21 protein-coding genes and 1 tRNA gene are annotated in these 21,787 nt (G+C 59.8%); 11 read left to right on the top strand and 11 right to left on the bottom strand.

Features of this window, described 5'->3' with window-relative positions:
- Positions 1 to 29 precede the first annotated feature (29 nt).
- From arcA to NN484_RS14980, 11 genes are all read left to right on the top strand, one after another.
- Positions 30 to 1,286, top strand: a complete 1,257-nt coding sequence (gene arcA / locus NN484_RS14930; protein ID WP_215502751.1) for an arginine deiminase — start codon at positions 30 to 32, stop codon at positions 1,284 to 1,286.
- A gap of 68 nt (positions 1,287 to 1,354) precedes the next feature.
- A complete protein-coding gene (locus tag NN484_RS14935) occupies positions 1,355 to 2,365 on the top strand; it encodes an ornithine carbamoyltransferase (protein ID WP_127648404.1) in 1,011 nt (336 codons plus the stop codon).
- Positions 2,366 to 2,515: 150 nt separating this feature from the next.
- Positions 2,516 to 3,445, top strand: coding sequence for a carbamate kinase (gene arcC / locus NN484_RS14940; protein ID WP_127648403.1), 930 nt, complete (start codon positions 2,516 to 2,518; stop codon positions 3,443 to 3,445).
- 62 nt (positions 3,446 to 3,507) lie between these two features.
- Positions 3,508 to 3,870 carry a DUF5064 family protein gene (locus NN484_RS14945; protein ID WP_127648402.1) on the top strand — a complete coding sequence of 121 codons (363 nt, stop codon included), beginning with the start codon at positions 3,508 to 3,510 and terminating at the stop codon, positions 3,868 to 3,870.
- Positions 3,871 to 4,081: 211 nt separating this feature from the next.
- Positions 4,082 to 5,590, top strand: a complete 1,509-nt coding sequence (locus NN484_RS14950; RefSeq protein WP_127648401.1) for a sigma-54-dependent transcriptional regulator — start codon at positions 4,082 to 4,084, stop codon at positions 5,588 to 5,590.
- A 454-nt stretch (positions 5,591 to 6,044) separates the two neighbouring features.
- Positions 6,045 to 6,428 (top strand): glycine cleavage system protein GcvH, encoded by a 384-nt coding sequence (gene gcvH, locus NN484_RS14955; protein WP_127648400.1) that lies wholly within the window; start codon positions 6,045 to 6,047, stop codon positions 6,426 to 6,428.
- A gap of 11 nt (positions 6,429 to 6,439) precedes the next feature.
- The gene (gene gcvP, locus NN484_RS14960) at positions 6,440 to 9,292 is read left to right on the top strand and encodes an aminomethyl-transferring glycine dehydrogenase (RefSeq protein ID WP_274657410.1); all 2,853 of its coding nucleotides are present in this window, start codon (positions 6,440 to 6,442) and stop codon (positions 9,290 to 9,292) included.
- Between the two features lie 200 nt (positions 9,293 to 9,492).
- Positions 9,493 to 10,869, top strand: a complete 1,377-nt coding sequence (locus NN484_RS14965; RefSeq protein WP_127648398.1) for an L-serine ammonia-lyase — start codon at positions 9,493 to 9,495, stop codon at positions 10,867 to 10,869.
- Between the two features lie 51 nt (positions 10,870 to 10,920).
- On the top strand, positions 10,921 to 12,045 hold the full coding sequence (gene gcvT / locus NN484_RS14970) for a glycine cleavage system aminomethyltransferase GcvT (protein ID WP_274657411.1): 1,125 nt from the start codon (positions 10,921 to 10,923) through the stop codon (positions 12,043 to 12,045).
- 405 nt (positions 12,046 to 12,450) lie between these two features.
- Positions 12,451 to 12,663, top strand: a complete 213-nt coding sequence (locus NN484_RS14975; protein ID WP_003227496.1) for a cold-shock protein — start codon at positions 12,451 to 12,453, stop codon at positions 12,661 to 12,663.
- Between the two features lie 97 nt (positions 12,664 to 12,760).
- Positions 12,761 to 13,249, top strand: a complete 489-nt coding sequence (locus tag NN484_RS14980) for an RDD family protein (RefSeq protein ID WP_215502746.1) — start codon at positions 12,761 to 12,763, stop codon at positions 13,247 to 13,249.
- Between the two features lie 134 nt (positions 13,250 to 13,383).
- Here the strand turns inward: NN484_RS14980 and nadA are convergent, their stop codons facing one another.
- The 11 genes from nadA to ybgC form a co-directional block, all read right to left on the bottom strand.
- Positions 13,384 to 14,442, bottom strand: coding sequence for a quinolinate synthase NadA (gene nadA / locus NN484_RS14985; RefSeq protein WP_003227499.1), 1,059 nt, complete (start codon positions 14,440 to 14,442; stop codon positions 13,384 to 13,386).
- A gap of 271 nt (positions 14,443 to 14,713) precedes the next feature.
- A tRNA-Lys gene (locus tag NN484_RS14990) sits at positions 14,714 to 14,789 on the bottom strand.
- 62 nt (positions 14,790 to 14,851) lie between these two features.
- Positions 14,852 to 15,544 carry a 7-cyano-7-deazaguanine synthase QueC gene (gene queC / locus NN484_RS14995; protein WP_127648395.1) on the bottom strand — a complete coding sequence of 231 codons (693 nt, stop codon included), beginning with the start codon at positions 15,542 to 15,544 and terminating at the stop codon, positions 14,852 to 14,854.
- Between the two features lies 1 nt (position 15,545).
- On the bottom strand, positions 15,546 to 16,193 hold the full coding sequence (queE, locus tag NN484_RS15000) for a 7-carboxy-7-deazaguanine synthase QueE (RefSeq protein ID WP_127648394.1): 648 nt from the start codon (positions 16,191 to 16,193) through the stop codon (positions 15,546 to 15,548).
- 167 nt (positions 16,194 to 16,360) lie between these two features.
- The gene (gene ybgF, locus NN484_RS15005; RefSeq protein ID WP_064588907.1) at positions 16,361 to 17,197 is read right to left on the bottom strand and encodes a tol-pal system protein YbgF; all 837 of its coding nucleotides are present in this window, start codon (positions 17,195 to 17,197) and stop codon (positions 16,361 to 16,363) included.
- 6 nt (positions 17,198 to 17,203) lie between these two features.
- Positions 17,204 to 17,701, bottom strand: coding sequence for a peptidoglycan-associated lipoprotein Pal (gene pal, locus NN484_RS15010; RefSeq protein WP_003178634.1), 498 nt, complete (start codon positions 17,699 to 17,701; stop codon positions 17,204 to 17,206).
- A 52-nt stretch (positions 17,702 to 17,753) separates the two neighbouring features.
- The gene (gene tolB / locus NN484_RS15015) at positions 17,754 to 19,034 is read right to left on the bottom strand and encodes a Tol-Pal system beta propeller repeat protein TolB (RefSeq protein WP_164747834.1); all 1,281 of its coding nucleotides are present in this window, start codon (positions 19,032 to 19,034) and stop codon (positions 17,754 to 17,756) included.
- A gap of 17 nt (positions 19,035 to 19,051) precedes the next feature.
- Positions 19,052 to 20,128: a cell envelope integrity protein TolA gene (gene tolA, locus NN484_RS15020; RefSeq protein ID WP_127648393.1), complete on the bottom strand. Its 1,077-nt coding sequence runs from the start codon at positions 20,126 to 20,128 to the stop codon at positions 19,052 to 19,054.
- Positions 20,128 to 20,580 carry a protein TolR gene (gene tolR, locus NN484_RS15025; protein WP_161794900.1) on the bottom strand — a complete coding sequence of 151 codons (453 nt, stop codon included), beginning with the start codon at positions 20,578 to 20,580 and terminating at the stop codon, positions 20,128 to 20,130. Before tolR ends, tolA begins: the two co-directional genes overlap by 1 nt.
- A 23-nt stretch (positions 20,581 to 20,603) precedes the next feature.
- Entirely contained in the window at positions 20,604 to 21,299 is a 696-nt protein-coding gene (tolQ, locus tag NN484_RS15030; RefSeq protein WP_007912733.1) for a protein TolQ, read from the bottom strand.
- Positions 21,289 to 21,756 (bottom strand): tol-pal system-associated acyl-CoA thioesterase, encoded by a 468-nt coding sequence (gene ybgC / locus NN484_RS15035; RefSeq protein WP_047599520.1) that lies wholly within the window; start codon positions 21,754 to 21,756, stop codon positions 21,289 to 21,291. Before ybgC ends, tolQ begins: the two co-directional genes overlap by 11 nt.
- Positions 21,757 to 21,787: the final 31 nt, after the last annotated feature.

Below are 21,787 nucleotides of genomic sequence, written 5' to 3' on the forward strand. Positions count from 1 at the left end.
CACCGTTTTATCTCTGGAGGATCACTGCAATGACCACGGAAAAAGTTAAGTACGGCGTCCATTCCGAAGCCGGCAAACTGCGCAAAGTCATGGTTTGCTCCCCAGGTCTGGCCCACCAGCGGCTGACCCCGAACAACTGCGATGAACTGCTGTTCGACGACGTGCTGTGGGTCGCCCAGGCCAAGCGCGACCACTTCGACTTCGTGACCAAGATGCGTGAACGCGGGATCGACGTGCTGGAAATGCACAACCTGCTGACCGACATCGTCGCCATCCCTGAAGCGCTGGACTGGATTCTTGATCGCAAGGTCACCGCCGACTCGGTGGGCCTGGGCCTGATCAGCGAAGTCAAATCCTGGCTGAAAAGCCTTGAGCCGCGACACATCGCCGAGTTCCTGATTGGCGGCGTGTCTGCCGATGACCTGCCGGACAGCTTCGGTGGCAAAACCATCCAGATGTTCCGCGACTTCCTCGGCCACTCCAGCTTCATTCTGCCGCCGCTGCCAAACACCCAGTTCACCCGCGACACCACCTGCTGGATCTATGGCGGCGTGACGCTCAACCCGATGTACTGGCCGGCGCGCCGTCAGGAAACCCTGCTGGCCACCGCCATCTACAAATTCCACCCGCAGTTCACCAACGCCGATTTCGAGATCTGGTACGGCGACCCGGACAAGGATCACGGCAGCTCCACCCTTGAGGGCGGCGACGTGATGCCGATCGGCAACGGCGTGGTGTTGATCGGCATGGGCGAGCGTTCTTCTCGCCAGGCCATCGGCCAACTGGCGCTGAACCTGTTCAAGAACAAAGCCGTGGAAAAAGTCATCGTCGCAGGCCTGCCGAAGTCCCGTGCGGCGATGCACCTGGACACCGTGTTCAGCTTCTGCGACCGCGACCTGGTGACGATCTTCCCGGAAGTAGTGAACCAGATCGTCGCGTTTACCCTGCGCCCTGACGAAAGCAAACAGGGCGGCATCGACATTCGCCGCGAAGAAACCACCTTCCTCGACACCGTGGCCAAAGCCCTCAACCTGCCGAAGCTGCGCGTGGTGGAAACCGGCGGCAACAGCTTCGCCGCCGAACGCGAACAATGGGACGACGGCAACAACGTGGTGGCCGTGGAGCCGGGCGTGGTCATCGGCTACGACCGCAACACCTACACCAACACCTTGCTACGCAAGGCGGGCGTGGAGGTCATCACCATCAGCGCCGGCGAACTCGGGCGCGGCCGTGGCGGTGGCCACTGCATGACCTGCCCGATCATCCGCGACCCGATCGATTACTAATCTTTGAGCCTTGGCCGCGACTTATCGAGCGCGGCCAAGGGGATAACCGAAACCCAAGGAGATCCATCATGGCTTTTAACATGCGCAACCGCAGTTTGCTGAGCTTGATGCACCACACCACTCGCGAACTCAACTATCTGATCGACCTGTCCCGCGACCTCAAACGCGCCAAGTACAGCGGTACCGAGCGTCCGCACCTGCAAGGCAAGAACATCGCGCTGATCTTCGAAAAAACCTCGACCCGCACCCGTTGCGCCTTCGAAGTCGCGGCGCACGACCAAGGCGCTCACGTCACCTACATTGACCCGGTGTCCTCGCAGATCGGCCACAAAGAAAGCATGAAAGACACCGCCCGCGTGCTCGGCCGGATGTTTGATGCCATTGAATACCGTGGCTTCGAACAGGAAATCGTCGAAGAGCTGGCCAAGTTCGCCGGGGTGCCGGTGTTCAACGGTCTGACCGCCGAATTCCACCCGACACAAATGATCGCCGACGTACTGACCATGCGTGAGCACAGCGACAAACCGATGCACGACATCAGCTACGCCTACCTCGGCGACGCCCGCTACAACATGGGCAACTCGCTGCTGATGATCGGCGCCAAACTCGGCATGGACGTACGCATCGCTGCACCGAAAGCGCTGTGGCCGCACGCTGACTTCATCGCGCAGTGCAAAGAATTCGCCGAAGAAAGCGGCGCACGCATCACCATTACCGAAGACCCGAAAGAAGCGGTCAAAGGCGTGGACTTCATTCACACCGACATCTGGGTATCGATGGGTGAGCCGGTCGAAGCGTGGGACGAGCGTATCGAGCAACTGCTGCCGTACCAGGTCAACAGCAAAATGATGAAAGCCTCCGGCAACCCTCGCGTGAAATTCATGCACTGCCTGCCGGCGTTCCATAACAGCGAAACCAAGGTCGGCAAAGACATTGCCGCGCGCTATCCGCACTTGGCCAACGGCGTCGAAGTGACAGAGGACGTGTTCGAATCCCCGGCCAACATCGCCTTCGAACAAGCGGAAAACCGAATGCACACCATCAAGGCGATTCTGGTGTCGGCACTGGCTGATCTGTAACTCGCTGATCGGGACTTCCTGATCAACCATTGACCTGTAGGAGCTGCCGAAGGCTGCGATCTGTTGATCTTGATCTGCATACAGCAAAGTCAAAAGATCGCAGCCTTCGGCGGCTCCTACAGGGTCATCGAACTCTGAAAGGATTGCACCATGCGTATCGTCGTAGCTCTGGGCGGTAACGCCCTCCTCCGCCGTGGCGAACCGATGACCGCTGACAACCAGCGCGCCAACATCCGCATCGCCACCGAGCAAATCGCCAAGATCCACCCCGGCAACCAACTGGTCATCGCCCACGGCAATGGCCCGCAAGTCGGCCTGCTGTCGCTGCAAGCGGCCGCTTATACCTCTGTCACCCCTTACCCGCTGGACGTGCTCGGTGCCGAAACCGAAGGCATGATCGGCTACATCATCGAACAGGAACTGGGCAACCTGCTGGACTTCGAGGTGCCGTTCGCCACTCTGCTGACTCAGGTTGAAGTCGACGCCAAGGACCCGGCGTTCCAGAAGCCGAGCAAACCGATCGGCCCGGTCTACGACAAAGCCGAAGCGGAAAAACTCGCCGCCGAAAAAGGCTGGGCCATCGCTCCGGACGGCGACAAGTTCCGCCGTGTGGTCGCCAGTCCACGGCCAAAACGCATCTTCGAAATCCGCCCGATCAAGTGGCTTCTGGACAAGGGCAGCATCGTGATCTGCGCCGGTGGCGGCGGGATTCCGACCCTGTACGACGAAAACCGCAACCTCAAGGGCATCGAGGCGGTGATCGACAAGGACCTGTGCTCGTCGCTGCTGGCCGAACAGCTGGAAGCCGACTTGCTGGTGATCGCCACCGACGTCAACGCAGCGTTCATCGACTACGGCAAACCGACGCAGAAAGCCATCGCCGAGGCGCATCCGGATGAACTGGAACGTCTGGGTTTTGCCGCCGGTTCCATGGGACCGAAGGTGCAGGCAGCCTGCGAATTCGCGCGCCATACTGGCAAGGTTGCGGTGATCGGCTCGCTCGCGGACATCGAAGCGATTGTCCAGGGCACCGCCGGTACTCGCGTCAGCACGGCGAAGCCGGGCATCAGTTATCGATAAATAGAAACTCCGGGGGCAGACCCAGGGGCTGCCCTTCTCCCATGCCTTGAAAGGAGAAATCCATGGCCCAATTCGAACCCGGTCGCCTGCACATCGAGCGACATGCCTTGACGCCGGATGATGTCAGTTACAACGTGCACCTCGACTATGAGTTGTTCACCGATCCGCAAAAAGGCAAAGGCATACAGTTCACGATGCATGGCAGCCTTCAGGGAAAGGATATGAAAGAGACCTTCTTCCTGCCCAAGGAAGAGGCCTACAACTTTGCCAACAACGTGACGCGGATCGCCGAGAAGTACGGCATCCCCAGGACCCACAGCCAGATCGGCTCGGTACACAAGCATTACGATCTGATGTTTGAAGACATCCGTAAGCAGCTCGATATGAAATCCGGCGACTCGGTCAATCTCGAGCACTTCGAATAACCCTCAATGTTTCACACTCCCTGTAGGAGTGAACCTGCTCGCGATAGTGGAGTATCAGTCGACATCGTTGTTATCTGACACACCGCTATCGCGAGCAGGCTCGCTCCTACAAGGGTTCAGTGTGGCCCTGAAATCTTGCGTCGGATTTCACCATTGCCCCGCCCCAAGGCATACTTGCCACCCTCCGCATCCCAGAACACTGAACCGCCCCATGCGTATCCACGTCAGCTTCATCGACCGCGTCGGTATCACCCAGGAAGTCCTGGCTATCCTCGGTGGGCGCAACCTCAATCTGGATGCGGTGGAGATGATCCCGCCCAACGTCTACATCGACGCCCCGACCTTGAGCCCGCAAGTGCTCGAAGAACTCAAGGATGCGCTGTTTCGCGTGCGCGGTGTAGAAGCGGTGACCGTGGTCGACATCCTCCCCGGCCAGCGTCAGCACTTGCAGCTCGATGCGTTGCTCGCGGCGATGACCGATCCGGTACTGGCACTGGACAGCGCCGGCAAGGTGCTGCTGGCCAACCCGGCCTTGATCGCGCTGTACGGTCGTGAGCCGGCGGGCGAAAGCGTTGCGCAATTGTTCAACGATCCCGGCCTGCTGGACACCCTGCTCGAACAGGGCTTCCGCCTGCCGCTGCGGGAAATCACCGTCAACGGCCAGACCCTGTTGCTCGACGCTACACCGATCACCGACGCCGGCGCGCTGCTGACCCTGTATCAGCCGAACCGCATCGGCGAACAACTGTCAGCGCTGCACCACGACCACGCCGAAGGCTTCGATGCGCTGCTCGGCGAATCCCCGGCGATCCGCACCCTCAAGGCCCGCGCGCAACGGGTCGCGGCCCTCGATGCGCCACTGTTGATTCAGGGCGAAACCGGCACCGGTAAAGAACTGGTGGCCCGTGCCTGCCACGCAATCAGCGCGCGGTACAGTGCACCGTTCCTGGCGCTGAACTGCGCGGCCCTGCCGGAAAACCTCGCCGAAAGCGAACTGTTCGGCTACGCCCCCGGCGCCTTCACTGGCGCGGCACGCGGTGGCAAACCGGGGCTGATGGAACTGGCTAACCAGGGCACGGTGTTTCTCGACGAGATCGGCGAGATGTCGCCGTACTTGCAGGCCAAGTTATTGCGCTTTCTGAATGACGGCAGTTTCCGTCGGGTCGGCGGTGATCGCGAGGTGAAGGTCAACGTGCGGATCCTTAGCGCGACCCACCGCGACCTGGAAAAAATGGTCAGCGAAGGCCTGTTCCGCGAAGACCTGTTCTACCGCCTCAACGTGCTCAACGTTGAAGTGCCACCGCTGCGCGAGCGCGGTCAGGACATCCTGCTGCTGGCGCGCTACTTCATGCAGCAGGCCTGCGCGCAGATCCAGCGCCCGGTCTGCCGCCTCGCCCCCGGCACCTATCCGGCGCTGCTCGGCAATCGCTGGCCGGGCAATGTGCGGCAACTGCAGAACGTGATCTTCCGCGCCGCTGCGATCTGCGAAAGCAGCCTGGTCGACATCGGCGACCTGGACATCGCCGGCACCTCCGTGGCGCGCCAGGCTGACAGTGACGTCGACAGCCTCGAACAAGCCGTGGAAGCGTTCGAGAAATCGCTGCTGGAAAAGCTCTACGTCAGCTACCCCTCGACTCGGCAACTGGCCAGCCGCCTGCAAACCTCGCACACCGCGATTGCCCATCGCCTGCGCAAATACGGCATCCCCAACAAGCCCTGAGCCACCACAAATTCCCGAACTCTCCCGATCTCCTGTAGGAGCTGCCGAAGGCTGCGATCTTTTGATCTTGATCGAAAAAACAAAATCACAAGATCGCAGCCTTCGGCAGCTCCTACAGTCCTGGTTTGCAGTTCAGACACTTCATTGCTCGTTGTAAAAACGACCTCCATCTGTACTGAAAGCGCTACAGCGGAACGATATCGCTACACTCCACTCCGATCACCGCTGTGCAAGGCTTTGATCCGCTTCAGCTTTTTTCCCTGCCCCGATCTGTAGCGATTTCGCTACACACATGCAATCTGCGTCATCCCAAAAAACATCTATCCAATTGATTTATAAAGAAAAATACAAGATGGCCGCGTTCTTGCTAAGTAACCGCTCATAAAATCAGGGCTTTCCCGCCCGAGTCTTCCATCGCGTCCACCAGACGAGTCTGGCCCCCTTAGGAGTTTCCATGAGCGAGTTGCGTTTTACTGAAGATCACGAATGGCTGCGCACCGAAGCTGACGGCAGCGTTACTGTCGGCATCACCGCTTTCGCGCAGAACGCCCTGGGCGACGTGGTGTTCGTGCAACTGCCTGAACTGCAGGCTTACGAAAAAGGCGCTGAAGCCGCCACCGTGGAATCGGTGAAAGCCGCCAGCGGCGTGTACATGCCACTGGACGGCGACGTGCTGGAAGTCAACCCGGCACTGGAAAACGCTCCGGAACTGGTCAACGAAGATCCGCTGGGTGAAGGCTGGTTCTTCCGCTTCAAGCCAACCGACGCATCGGCCGTGGCCAAACTGCTGGATCAGGACGCCTACGACCGTCTGATCAAAGCCAACGCCGAAGCCTGAGGAGTAGCGACATGACCCAAGTAAACCTCGGCACCGCCAACGAATTCATCGCCCGTCACATCGGCCCGCGCGCCGGTGACGAGCAGGCCATGCTCAACAGCCTCGGCTTCGACTCGCTCGAAGCCCTGAGCGCCAGCGTCATCCCGGAAAGCATCAAGGGCACCAGCGTGCTCGGCATGGACGACGGCCTGAGCGAGGCCGACGCCCTGGCGATGATCAAATCCATCGCCGGCAAAAACCAGTTGTTCAAGACCTACATCGGCCAGGGCTACTACAACTGCCACACGCCGTCGCCGATCCTGCGCAACCTTCTGGAAAACCCGGCCTGGTACACCGCTTACACCCCGTACCAGCCAGAAATTTCCCAGGGTCGCCTCGAAGCGCTGCTGAACTTCCAGACCCTGATCAGCGACCTCACCGGCCTGCCGATCGCCAACGCCTCCTTGCTCGACGAAGCCACCGCCGCTGCCGAAGCCATGACCTTCTGCAAACGCCTGAGCAAGAACAAAGGCAGCCACCAATTCTTCGCCTCGATCCACAGCCACCCGCAAACCCTCGACGTGCTGCGCACCCGTGCCGAGCCACTGGGCATTGACGTCGTGGTGGGCGACGAACGTGAGCTGACCGACGTGACGCCGTTCTTCGGCGCGCTGCTGCAATACCCGGCCAGCAACGGTGACCTGTTCGACTATCGCGAGCTGACCGAGCGCTTCCACGCCGCCAACGCGCTGGTCGCCGTGGCTGCCGACCTGCTGGCCCTGACCCTGCTGACCGCCCCGGGCGAGTTCGGCGCGGACGTCGCCATCGGTTCCGCGCAACGCTTCGGCGTGCCGCTGGGTTTCGGTGGCCCGCACGCCGCTTACTTCTCCACCAAGGATGCGTTCAAGCGCGATATGCCGGGCCGTCTGGTCGGTGTCTCGGTTGACCGCTTCGGCAAGCCGGCCCTGCGTCTGGCGATGCAGACCCGCGAGCAACACATCCGCCGCGAGAAGGCCACCTCGAACATCTGCACCGCGCAGGTGCTGCTGGCCAACATCGCCAGCATGTACGCCGTGTACCACGGCCCGAAAGGCCTGACGCAGATCGCCAACCGCGTGCATCACCTGACCGCGATTCTCGCCAAAGGCCTGAGCGCGCTGGGCGCCAAAGTCGAGCAGGCAAGCTTCTTCGACACCCTGACCATCGCCACCGGCGCGCACACCGCTGCACTGCATGACAAGGCACACGCTCAGCAGATCAACCTGCGCGTGATCGATGCCGAGCGCCTGGGCCTGTCGGTGGACGAAACCACCACTCAGGCTGACATCGAAACCCTGTGGGGCCTGTTCGCCGACGGCAAGACCCTGCCGGACTTCGCTGCGCTGGCCGCTTCAGTGCAAAGCACCATTCCGGCCGCGCTGGTACGTCAATCGCCGATCCTCAGCCACCCGGTGTTCAACCGTTATCACTCGGAAACCGAGCTGATGCGCTACCTGCGCAAACTGGCGGACAAGGACCTGGCACTGGATCGCACCATGATCCCGCTGGGCTCGTGCACCATGAAACTCAACGCCGCCAGCGAAATGATCCCGGTGACCTGGGCCGAATTCGGCGCCCTGCACCCGTTCGCCCCGGCCGCGCAAAGTGCCGGCTACCAGCAACTGACCGATGAACTGGAAGCGATGCTCTGCGCCGCCACCGGTTACGACTCGATCTCGCTGCAACCGAACGCCGGTTCGCAAGGTGAATACGCCGGCCTGCTGGCGATCCGTGCCTACCACCAGAGCCGTGGCGATGAGCGCCGCGACATCTGCCTGATCCCGTCGTCCGCTCACGGCACCAACCCGGCCACCGCCAACATGGCCGGCATGCGCGTGGTCGTGACCGCGTGCGATGCCCGTGGCAACGTCGACATCGAAGACCTGCGCGCCAAAGCCATCGAGCACCGCGAACACCTCGCCGCGCTGATGATCACCTACCCGTCGACCCACGGCGTGTTCGAAGAAGGCATCCGCGAAATCTGCGGGATCATTCACGACAACGGCGGCCAGGTGTACATCGACGGCGCCAACATGAACGCGATGGTCGGCCTCTGCGCGCCGGGCAAGTTCGGCGGTGACGTGAGCCACCTGAACCTGCACAAGACCTTCTGCATTCCGCACGGCGGTGGCGGCCCGGGCGTCGGCCCGATTGGCGTCAAGTCGCACCTGACCCCGTTCCTGCCGGGCCATGGCCAGATGGAGCGCAAAGAAGGCGCGGTCTGCGCAGCACCGTTCGGCAGCGCGAGCATTCTGCCGATCACCTGGATGTACATTCGTATGATGGGTGGCGCGGGTCTCAAGCGTGCTTCGCAACTGGCGATCCTCAACGCCAACTACATTTCCCGTCGTCTGGAAGAGCACTACCCAGTGCTGTACACCGGCAGCAACGGTCTGGTGGCGCACGAATGCATCCTCGACCTGCGTCCGCTGAAAGACAGCAGCGGTATCAGCGTCGATGACGTTGCCAAGCGCCTGATCGACTTCGGCTTCCACGCCCCGACCATGTCGTTCCCGGTAGCGGGCACGCTGATGATCGAGCCGACCGAAAGCGAATCCAAAGAAGAACTGGACCGCTTCTGCGACGCCATGATCCGCATCCGCGAAGAAATCCGCGCCGTGGAAAACGGCACCCTGGACAAGGACGACAACCCGCTGAAGAACGCCCCGCACACCGCGGCGGAGCTGGTCGGCGAATGGACTCACCCGTACAGCCGCGAGCAAGCGGTGTATCCAGTGGCGTCGTTGATCGAAGGCAAATACTGGCCGCCGGTCGGTCGCGTCGACAACGTGTTCGGCGACCGCAACCTAGTGTGCGCCTGCCCGTCGATCGAAAGCTACGCTTAAACCGATGCGGGATCAGTTATCGCTGATCCCGCACACTCCGCAATTCCTCTGTAGGAGTGAGCCTGCTCGCGATAGCGCACTGACATTCACCAATGATGTCCACTGAAAGACCGCTATCGCGAGCAGGCTCACTCCTACAAGGGAATGCGGTGAACCGCTACATCCGCCAATTCCTATAACAAGAAACCGGAGAACCACTCATGTCGTTAAGCGTGTTCGACCTGTTCAAGATTGGCATCGGTCCCTCCAGCTCCCACACCGTCGGCCCGATGCGTGCCGCTGCGCGCTTCGCCGAAGGCCTGCGCCGGGACAACCTGTTGTCTGCAACCTGCACCGTCAAAGTCGAGCTGTACGGCTCGCTCGGCGCCACCGGCAAAGGTCACGGCAGCGACAAGGCTGTGCTGCTCGGCCTTGAGGGCGAACACCCGGACACCGTTGATACCGAAACCGTCGCCGCGCGCCTGCAAGACATTCGCGGCAATGGCCGGCTGAACTTGCTCGGTGAACACAGCATTGCGTTCAACGAAAAAGAACACCTGGCGATGATCCGCAAGCCGCTGGCCTATCACCCCAACGGCATGATCTTCCGTGCATTCGATGCGGCAGGCATTCAGATCCGCAGCCGCGAGTACTACTCCGTTGGCGGTGGTTTTGTCGTCGACGAGGATGCCGCCGGTGCCGACCGCATCGTCGAAGACGCCACACCGCTGACCTTCCCGTTCAAAAGCGCCAAGGACCTGCTCGGTCATTGCGCCACGTACGGGCTGTCAATCAGCCAGCTGATGCTGACCAACGAAAGCGCCTGGCGTCCGGAGGCGGAGACCCGCGCCGGGCTGCTGAAGATCTGGCAAGTGATGCAGGACTGCGTGGCTGCCGGCTGCCGCAACGAAGGCATTCTGCCGGGCGGGCTGAAGGTCAAACGCCGGGCGGCGGCACTGCATCGGCAGCTGTGCAAGAACCCGGAATCGGCGCTGCGCGATCCGCTGTCGGTGCTCGACTGGGTCAACCTGTACGCGCTGGCGGTCAACGAAGAAAACGCCAACGGCGGGCGCGTGGTTACCGCGCCCACCAACGGCGCGGCGGGGATCATCCCGGCGGTGCTGCATTACTACATGCGCTTTATTCCCGGTGCGAATGACGACGGCGTCGTGCGTTTTCTGCTGACCGCCGCCGCGATCGGCATTCTGTACAAGGAGAACGCCTCGATCTCTGGCGCCGAAGTCGGCTGTCAGGGCGAAGTCGGTGTGGCCTGTTCGATGGCGGCCGGTGCGTTGTGCGAAGTCCTCGGTGGCAGCGTGCAGCAAGTGGAAAACGCCGCAGAAATCGGCATGGAACACAACCTCGGCCTGACCTGCGACCCGATTGGCGGGCTGGTGCAGGTGCCGTGCATCGAGCGCAACGCCATGGGCTCGGTGAAGGCGATCAACGCGGTGCGCATGGCCATGCGCGGCGACGGCCAACACTTCGTCTCGCTCGACAAGGTCATCCGCACCATGCGCCAGACCGGCGCCGACATGAAAAGCAAATACAAAGAGACCGCCCGTGGCGGTCTGGCGGTCAACATTATCGAATGCTAATTAGCCCCCTCTCCCTGCGGGAGAGGGTTGCTGTGAATCAAGGAGTTCCGCATGTCCACCGAACAACTGTCGAAAACCCCGCTGCACGCTTTGCATCTCGAACTCGGTGCCCGCATGGTGCCGTTCGCCGGCTATGACATGCCGGTGCAATACCCGCTGGGCGTGATGAAGGAACATCAGCACTCCCGTGAGCAGGCCGGGCTGTTCGATGTCTCGCACATGGGCCAGATCCGCCTGACCGGCGCCAATGCCGCCAAGGCCCTGGAAACTCTGGTGCCAGTGGACATCATCGACCTGCCGGTGGGCATGCAGCGCTACGCGATGTTCACCAACCAGAACGGCGGCATCCTCGACGACCTGATGGTCGCCAACCTCGGTAACGACGAGCTGTTCCTGGTGGTCAACGCCGCGTGCAAGGATCAGGACCTGGCCCACCTGCAAAAACACATCGGCGACCAGTGCACCATTACGGAGCTGTTCGAGGCGCGCGCCCTGCTCGCCCTGCAGGGTCCGGCAGCAGTCACCGTGCTCGCGCGGCTGGCGCCGGAAGTGGCGAAGATGACCTTCATGCAGTTCAACCGCGTGCAACTGCTGGGCGTGGATTGCTTCGTCAGCCGTTCGGGCTACACCGGTGAAGACGGTTTCGAAATCTCGGTGCCCGCTGCCGACGCGGAAAAACTCGCCCGCGCCCTGCTCGCCGAACCGGAAGTCCAGGCCATCGGCCTCGGCGCCCGCGACTCGCTGCGCCTGGAGGCCGGTCTGTGCCTGTACGGCCACGACATGAACACCGAGACCACGCCGATCGAAGCCAGCCTGTTGTGGGCGATCTCCAAGCCACGCCGTGCCGACGGCGCGCGGGCCGGTGGTTTCCCGGGAGCGGAAGCGGTTTTCGCTCAACAGCAGAACGGTGTCGCACGCAAACGCGTCGGCCTGCTGCCGCAGGAACGCACGCCGGTGCGTGAAGGCGCGGAAATCGTCAATGAGGCCGGTGAGATCATCGGCAGCGTGTGCAGCGGCGGCTTCGGGCCGACCTTGGGTGGGCCGCTGGCGATGGGTTACCTCGACAGCGCTTATACCGCACTCGATACGCCAGTCTGGGCCATCGTTCGTGGGAAAAAGGTGCAAATGCTTGTAAGCAAAATGCCATTTGTTCCACAACGCTACTACCGTGGTTGATTGACTGTTTCTATAAGTAACGCGATTGCGTTATGCGTGCACTAATGTGTAACGCAATCGCCACAAAAAAGTGCATTTTCTAACATCTGATTCGAATTTGAACTTTGCTTATAACGGTCGAAAACATTTCAACAAGCTAATCGTCTAAACCGTACTAGTGGACTGACTAAACTGCCATCAGGGGCAGGAAAACCGGGGCCTTCGCGGGGCTTGTTTTTTCTCCCGTAGTTGGCGTAGAGTTTGTCCACTGTGTTTGCATGGGTCAGCTTGGAATCGTGACCTGGGCAGTAGCCTACAAAGTTAGCTACATCCCGTTCGACGTCTTCTTACTCTCCTGCAACCAGCCCCAGTACTCTTTCATGAGGAAGAGACTGTCATTAATTTTTGCGTCAAAGGAAATAAGAAATGTCCACACGTCAGAGCGGTACCGTCAAGTGGTTTAACGACGAGAAAGGTTTTGGTTTTATCACTCCAGAAAGCGGTCCGGATCTGTTCGTGCATTTCCGCGCCATTCAGGGCAACGGCTTCAAGAGCCTGAAAGAAGGCCAGAAAGTGACCTTCGTTGCAGTGCAAGGCCAAAAAGGCATGCAGGCTGACGAAGTACAAGCTGAAGCCTGATCTTCTGTTACGAAAAAGCCCCTGATATTGATATCAGGGGCTTTTTTGTGCGCACGAATCCGTAAAATGGCGCTTCATTTTGCGTCCAGAGGCTGCCATGTCGAAAAACCTGCTCACTCCCCAGGGCGATTTTCCTGCCGTTGGCCTTGGCCGTCGCCTGGCCGCGATGTTCTATGACTTCCTGCTGTGCACCGCCCTGCTGATTGTCACCGGATTCGTTTACAAGCTGATCCAGGCGGCAATCATCGGCGAGGAACGCCTGCGGGTACTGACCGACTCCGGGAAAATGGACGGCGATCCGCTGTACTCCACGGTGCTGCTGCTGGTGCTGTTTGCGTTCTTCGCCAAGTTCTGGACCCATGGCGGGCAGACGCTGGGCATGCAGGTGTGGGGGATTCGCGTGCAGAACGCCGATGGCAGCGCGATCAGCCTGTGGCAGGCGCTGCTGCGCTTCATGGTATCGATCGCTTCGTGGCTGTGCGCGGGGCTTGGCTTCTTCTGGTCGTTGTATGACAAGCAGAAACGCACCTGGCATGACATCTATTCCGATACCCGCGTGGTGCGGATCCCGAAAAAGACCAAATAATTTTCAGACACCCAAAACCACTGTAGGAGTGAGCCTGCTCGCGATAGCGAAGTGTCAGTCAATATTTAAGTCGACTGATAAACCGCTATCGCGAGCAAGCTCACTCCTACAGGTTTTTGTAATGCCTTTAGAGCTTAAGCGTTACCCGCCAGCTTCATCCGCGCCGCCTGGGTGAAATCCAGCATGCGCTTCAAAGGCCGGATCGCCTGCGGAATCAACGCCGGATCAACAAAGATCTCATTCGTCCCTTCCTTCAAGCTCTTGAGCGTACGCTCAAGGGTGTTCATGGCCATCCACGGGCAATGCGCGCAACTGCGGCATGCCGCGCCGTTACCGGCGGTTGGCGCCTCGATGAAGACCTTGTCCGGACACAGCTGCTGCATCTTGTAGAAGATGCCACGGTCGGTGGCGACAATCAGGGTCTTGTTCGGCAGCGATTGCGCGGCAGCGATCAACTGGCTGGTGGAACCGACAGCGTCGGCCAGTTCGATCACCGACGTCGGCGACTCCGGGTGCACCAGAATCGCGGCGTCCGGATACAGCGCCTTCATGTCTTCCAGCTGCTTGGACTTGAACTCTTCGTGAACGATGCACGCACCGTCCCACAGCAGCATGTCCGCACCGGTCTTGCGCTGGATGTAAGTCCCCAGGTGCTTGTCCGGGCCCCAGATGATGGTCTCGCCGTTGTCCATCAGGCTTTCGACGATCTCCAGCGCGCAGCTCGATGTCACCACCCAGTCAGCCCGGGCTTTGACCGCAGCGGAGGTGTTGGCATACACCACCACCGTGCGCTCCGGGTGCTGATCGCAAAACGCCGAGAACTCGTCAACCGGGCAACCCAGGTCCAGCGAGCAGGTGGCGTCCAGCGTCGGCATCAGCACGCGCTTTTCCGGGTTGAGGATCTTGGCGGTCTCACCCATGAATTTAACGCCGGCGACCACCACGGTCTTGGCCGGATGGGCGTTGCCGAAGCGGGCCATCTCCAGGGAGTCGGAAACACAGCCACCGGTTTCTTCGGCCAGAGCCTGAATCACCGGATCGCAATAGAAGTGGGCGACCAGCACCGCGTCCTGAGCCTTGAGCTCGGCGGCGATGGCGGAACGGTAGTAGGCCTCTTCCTCGGCAGTCAGCGGTTTGGGCTGTTTGGCATCGAGGTGGGCTTGAACCAGAAGGCGTTCGGAAATCTGCGTCATGTTCGCAAGACCTGCAGGCGCTTTCGCGCGAAAGTCGAGTATACACCCGGCTCCGGACCGCATGAGGGTACCGCCGGGAGGGTGAGTATTATCAGGCACGGACAGCATTGAAGCTGCGCAAGGCTACAGAATATCCCATTGATACAAAAGATGATTCTGACCTGTGTCAGCGCCGACGGCACTGAACAAATGCTCACCCGAATCGCAGGCAAAAAAAAACCCGGAAATCCTCACTTTCGTGGGCCTTCCGGATTTTCTAAACCGCCAAATATGGTGGGTCGTGTGGGATTCGAACCTACGACCAATTGGTTAAAAGCCAACTGCTCTACCAACTGAGCTAACGACCCGCTGTGTGGTGGCGCGTATAATACTGATTTTTAAGGACTATTCAACACCTTTTTGAAAAAAATCAAAAATAAGGTGTTGGATCGCTCACACCGGCCGCCGCAAAGCCCTCTGCACGCAGGCGGCAGCTGTCGCATTTGCCGCAGGCACGGCCGTCATCGTCGGCCTGATAGCAGGAAACGGTCAGGCCGTAATCCACGCCGAGCTTCACACCGGCCTGGACGATCTGCGCCTTGCTCAGGTTCTGCAGCGGCGCCTGGATGCGGAAACCATTGCCCTCCACGCCCGCCTTGGTCGCAAGGTTAGCCATGCGCTCGAACGACTCGATGAACTCCGGACGGCAATCCGGGTAGCCGGAATAATCCACCGCGTTGACGCCAATGAAGATGTCACGGGCGCCGAGCACTTCCGCCCAGCCCAATGCCAGCGACAGGAACACAGTGTTGCGCGCCGGCACGTAAGTCACCGGAATGCCCTCACCCAACTCTTCCGGGATATCGATGCTGGTGTCGGTCAGGGCCGAACCGCCCATGCCGTTCAGGTTCAGGCCAATGACCTTGTGCTCGACCACACCCAGGTCGCGGGCAACGCGAGCAGCAGCGTGCAGCTCAGCGTGGGAGCGCTGACCGTAATCGAAACTCATGGTGTAGCAGGCGTAGCCTTCAGCGCGAGCCATTGCCACCACGGTGGCCGAGTCCAGGCCACCCGACAGCAGTATTACCGCACGTTTTTCGTCAGTGTTCAGTTGTTCAGTCATCTCAGCGCCCCGGCTCATCATTCCATAGATATTTATGCAGTTGCAGTTGCAGCCGCACTGGCAGGTTATCCGCCACCACCCAGTCCGCCAGATCCCTTGCGTTGAGGTCATGGTGACTTGGAGAAAACAGGACTTCGCCGGCACGCCGGTCGAGCCCGTACTGGATCAGTTTGGAAACCGCCCAGTCATAGTCTTCCCGCGAGCAGATGACAAATTTCACCTGATCGTTGGAAGTCAGCAGTTCGATATTCTCGTAACGGTTGCGGTGGGCTTCTTTCGAGCCCGGCGTCTTCAGGTCGACAACGCGGCTGACGCGTGGATCGACGGCCGAAACGTCGAGGGCACCGCTGGTTTCCAGCGAGACCTCGTAACCGGCATCACACAACCGCTTGAGCAAAGGAATGGCATTGGGCTGCGCCAGTGGCTCACCACCAGTGACACACACGTAGCGCGGGCGGAACCCGGCCACTTGCTCAAGGATGTCATCGAGGGTGCGGATCGTACCGCCGGTGAACGCATAGGCGCTGTCGCAGTATTGGCAACGCAATGGGCAACCGGTCAGGCGCACAAAAACCGTGGGCAGCCCGGCAGTCCGCGTTTCCCCCTGCAACGAGTAGAAAACTTCGGTGATTCTCAATGTGTCTTGCATAGTCGCCACGGGCGTAACAGCTAAACAGGCTGTCCGCCTCCGTCAGGCACTTCAGGCAACCCCGCCAACGCGTAGATCACCAGAAGCGTGTTTCAGAAAAAGGGCGTGAATTCTAACGAAAAAACCCGCGACAAGCGCGGGTTTCTTCCAAACGGGGTAAAGCTGGGTTACATGCGTTGCAGATCGCGCTGGGCCAACTGAGCTGCAGAGGTCCCCGGGTATTGGGAAACCACCTGTTGCAGAATGCCTTTGACCTTGTCGGTGTGACCGAGGCGGCGCTCTACGTCAGCCAGCTTGTACAGCGAATCCGGCACTTTGGCATGCTTGGGATACAGCTGCGAAACCTTGGCAAACGCTTGACCTGCACCTTGCAGATCGCCTTTGGCCAGGTTGACTTCGCCCAACCAGTACTGGGCGTTGCCCGCGTATTGGCTGTTCGGGTATTTGCGCAGGAATGCCGAGAAAGCCTGGCTGGCCTTGTCGAAATCCTTGGCTTTGATCAGGTCGAAAGCCGCATCGTAATACAGCTTTTCCTTGGCCGGATCACCCGGTTCGCTGCTCGCAGCAGGCGCTTGGGCGGCAGCAGCCCCGGCACCCGCAGCAGCACCGGCAGCAGCACTTGCATCGCCACCGGCAGAAGAATTCTCAGGAGTCGCGGCAGGTGCAGCACCGGATCCTATGCGCCGATCAAGATCCTGGTATCGCTCCAGAGACTCTTGCTTCATGCGCGCAACCTGATTCTGCAGTTCTTCGATCACACCTTGCTGGCGCGATATCTGATCCTGCATCTGTTGCAGTTGGTTGAACAGCATGCCCTGTGCCGAGGCAGGGGCCGAAGCCGCTCCCCCGGCATAGGCGCCGTTCGTACCGTAACCTGCAGGCGGATAACTGCTCCCGCTATTGTTATAACCGGAGTTGTCATCGACCACAGGAACCGCAGCCCACGCCGCAAGCGGCGCGAGACTGAGAGCCAGAACAGTTACAGCACGACGGCACGTTCGCATATCGAATTACTTACGCAGTTCGACGCGACGGTTTTGAGCCCAGGACTGCTCGTCGTTGCCGGTAGCAACTGGACGCTCTTCGCCGTAGGAAACCAGTTCCAGCTGAGCTGGGGAAACACCTTGCAGTACCAGGTAACGCTGAACGGCTTTCGCACGACGCTCGCCCAGTGCCATGTTGTACTCACGAGTACCACGTTCGTCGGTGTTGCCTTCCAGAACAACGCGAGCGCCGTTTGCTTTCAGGTCTTTGGCGTGAACGTCCAGAGCGCGCATGGCTTCTGGCTTCAGGTCCGAGCTGTCGTATTCGAAGTAGAAGGTGGTGATTGCGCGCAGAGCAGCTTCTTCGCTCAGGGAACCGTCAACGGCACCAGTGTTTGCGCCGTAACCAGCGTTTGGATCAACAGCGCCTTCACCGGCGTTGTCGCCGCCTTTGGACGAGCAACCTACAGCTACAGCCATGGCCAGAGCCAGCGCAGCAAATTTACCAAACTTCAGCATTTCCATCGTGAAACTCCTAATGAACCCCAGTGTGTTAAGTAAAACGTAAAGCGCCGCGTCAGTTCAGGTAAGGGGACCAGGACGGTTCTCTGACTTCGCCTTGTGCGGTAGGAAGCGGGAGCCTCACGCGTCCATTAATGGACACGAGCATCAAGACTCCCCGGCCCTGCTGGCGGGTGGCGTAGATTACCATGGTGCCGTTGGGCGCAACAGTAGGCGACTCGTCCAGAGTGCTATCAGTTAGGATTTTTACACTTCCGCGCTGCAAATCCTGAGCCGCTACTTTGAAATTGGTGAAACCGTCCTGACGATGGATCATCACCAGGGTCTTTTCGTCAGCCGAAAGTTTCGGGTTGGCGTTGTAGTTACCGATGAAGGTCACTCGCTCCGCACCGCCGCCACTGGCGCTGGTTTTGTAGATCTGTGGTTTGCCGCCACGGTCCGAGGTGAAGTAGATGGTCGAACCATCCTTGCCCCAGTACGGTTCGGTGTTGATGCCAGGACCTGCAGTCACGCGAGTGATCTGACGCGAACCCAGGTTCATCACATAGATGTCCGGGTTACCGTCTTTCGACAGTACGAACGCAAGACGATTGCCATCCGGCGACCAGGCTGGCGCACCGTTCAGGCCTTCGAAGTTGGTGATCTGCTCACGGCGACCGGTGTCGATGTTCTGCATGAAGATGCGCGGACGCTTCTGCTCGAACGACACGTAGGCGATGCGCTTGCCATCCGGTGCAAAACGCGGCGACAGGATCGGCTCGCGCGATTGCAGCAGAGTCACGGCGCGGGCACCGTCGTAGTCCGAACGCTGCAGGGTGTAGCGAGTGTTCTTCTCGGAGAAACGCTCGGCTGTCACGTACAGCAGACGGGTCGAAAACGCACCTTTGATACCGGTGAGTTTTTCGAACGACTGGTCAGAGATGAAGTGCGCCATGTCACGCAGTTGCTCGGTGGTCCCGGAAACACTGCCGTCAGCCACTTTCTGCTCGGTGGCCACGTTGAACAGTGCCCACTGCACCTGCAGACGACCGCCCGCTGGAGCAATGCTGCCGACCATCATGTATTGAGCACCCACCGCCTTCCAGTCACGGAAGATGATTTCGCTCGGCTGGCTTGGCTGGCTGATCATGTTTTGCTTTGGAATCGGCGAGTAGTAGCCCGAGTTCCGCAAATCGTTACCAATGATTTCTGCCATATCGTCCGGCAGCACGGCACCGCCCTGCATGCCGAACGGTACAACGGCGATCGGGGTGGCCCGATCGCTGCCGCTGGTGACCAGAATGTTCTTTTCATCAGCCATCGCGATCCCTGCCATGCAGCAGATCACGACCAGCATTCCTCGAAGAAGGTTTCTCACAAGGCTAGATCCTCAGGTGTGAATGTCATCTTGAATGAACGATACGGAGCGAAATCGCTCGGCTTCATTCCCTGCATTTCCGTCAAACGTCCAATATTCTTGACCGCCGCGACTGCCGAAGCATCGAACGGACCGTCGCCACTGGACTTGGCCACGCTGACCGAGGTCACCGTACCGTCCGGCAACATGCCGATTTGCAGCACGACCGTCATGCCTTTGCGTGCCGAAGGAGGACGTGCCCAGCCTTCCGCTGCTCGCGCACGAATCAGGTCATCGAAACTGCCCGCGACTTCGTCACCCTGCTCATCGGCCAAGGCCTGCTGACGCTGCGGCGTGTCGGAAAGCAAATCTGCCAGGGCCTGAGCCTTTTTCTCTTCAGCAGATTTACGTGCCGCTTCCTGCGATTTCTTCTTCGCAGCATCGGCAGCAGCTTTCTTCTTCGCTTCGTCGGCGACTTTCTTCTTCGCCTCTTCAGCTTCAGCTTTCTTCTTGGCGTCTTCGGCGGCTTTCTTCTTCGCGTCTTCGACGATCTTCTTCTTGGCTTCTTCAGCGGCCGCTTTCTTGGCCTCTTCTTCAGCAGCCTTTTTGGCTTCTTCTTCGGCTTTCTTCTTGGCTATATCAGCCAATTGTTTCTCTTCGGCCTTTTTGGCTTCGGCTTTCTTCGCGTCGTCGGCTTTCTTGGCTTCATCAGCCTTTTTCGCTTCGTCCGCTTTCTTCGCCTCGTCGGCCTTCTTGGCTTCCTCGGCCTTTTGAGCCGCTGCTTCTTTCTTTTGTTCCGCAGCCTTTACCGCTTCCTGCTCGACCTTTTTCTGTTCCATCTGCTCGACTTCGGTCTGGCGTGCGGCGGATTTCTTCGCCTCACCCGCAATCTTCTGATTGGTCTGGGTGGTTGCCTGACTTTTCGATTTCAGCTGGTACAGGGTCGCCTGGACAATCGGCTTGGCCGGCGGCAGCTCTGGCGTGAAGGCAAAACTGACGAACAGCATGCCAAACACCAGCACGTGCAGGACAATTGCCAGGACACTAGGCCAGAAGTAGCTTTCCGAGGCGGACGGCTCTCGCTGTTGCTGCATCAGGGCGCCTCGGTAATCAAGCCAACATTACCGACCCCGGCCTTCTGCAACCCGCCCATGGCACCCATCACGGCGCCGTAGTCGACCGACTTGTCGCCACGGATAAAGACCTGGGTACGCTTGCCGCCTTCGGTGCCGGCGCGAATGATCTTGGTCACCGCGTCAGTCATCTGCGGCAGCGTCATGGCCCTGTCCTGCTGCTTTTCAGTGTCGACTTCGCTGCCAAGGTTCCAGTAGTAGGTCTTGTCAGCCTTGATCGAAATGGTCAGCACCTGAGTGTTGTTGTCCTGCGGCAAGGCTTCACTGGAAACCTTGGGCAGATCCACTTTCACGCCCTGATTGAGCATCGGCGCGGTCACCATGAAGATAACCAGCAGCACCAGCATCACGTCGATGTATGGCACCACGTTCATCTCGGCGACCGGCTTGCGCTTGTTTCGGGCTCGAGCGATTAAAGCCATCGGGAAATACCTGCTTATTCTTCGCTGGTGTGCACTTTGCGGTGCAGGATCGCCTGGAACTCATCGGCGAAGGTGTAGTAGCGGCTCAGCAAGGTTTCGCTGCGGGCAGAGAAACGGTTGTAAGCGATAACGGCCGGGATCGCGGCGAACAGGCCGATCGCGGTGGCGATCAGGGCTTCGGCGATACCCGGGGCCACGGTGGCCAGGGTCGCTTGCTGGGCACTGGCCAGACCACGGAAGGAGTTCATGATGCCCCAAACGGTACCGAACAGACCGATGTACGGGCTGACCGAACCGACGGTGGCGAGAAACGGCAGGCTCTGCTCCAGTTTCTCTTCTTCACGGGAGATGGCAACGCGCATGGCACGCGCCACACCTTCCATCACCGCCTCAGGATCGACGCCTGGCTGCTGACGCAGACGGGAGAATTCCTTGAAGCCGGCACGGAAGATCTGCTCCACGCCCGAATCCGGATCAGGGTTGCTGCCGGCCTGACGGTACAGCTTGGACAGGTCGATACCCGACCAGAAGCGCTCCTCGAAGCTCTCCAAGGCACGTCGACCGGCACGCAGCAGATTGCTGCGCTGAAAGATCATGATCCATGAGGTCACCGATGCGGCCACCAGGGTCAACATTACCAACTGCACCACGATGCTGGCATTGCTGACCAGGCTCCACATGGAGGAATGGTCGACGACGTTAGCTTCCACGCTTTATCTCCTGCTTTGAGTGTGTACCCGTGCCGCCCGCGTCGGCAAAGGCCGCACGCAAGGATTCGGGCATGGCCCGGGGTTTCAAACTTTCGGTGCGCACACAGGCCACCAGAAACTGCCCTTCACAGAGCAGCACATTATCCGTGGCCCGCCTGACCTGCTGTTTGAAGCGCAGGCTGGCACGGTTCAATTCGATTACATCAGCGCTTACCAGCAGTTCGTCGTCCAGTCGCGCCGGCGCGTGGTAGCGCGCTTCGCTGGAATGCACGACAAACAACAGGTCCTCCCCTGCCAGTTCCGACTGGGCAAAGCCCAGCGTCCGGAGCCGCTCGGTTCGAGCCCGTTCCATAAACTTGAGGTAATTAACGTAATACACGATGCCGCCGGCATCGGTGTCCTCGTAATAAACGCGACAACGATGTGCGAACGGCTCAAGCCCGTTTTGCGCGCGCATACTCTAGTGCTTACTCCTCGGGTTGCCAATC

Origin of the sequence: Pseudomonas serboccidentalis, from assembly GCF_028830055.1 — a bacterium.
Classification (GTDB): Bacteria; Pseudomonadota; Gammaproteobacteria; order Pseudomonadales; family Pseudomonadaceae; genus Aquipseudomonas; species Aquipseudomonas serboccidentalis.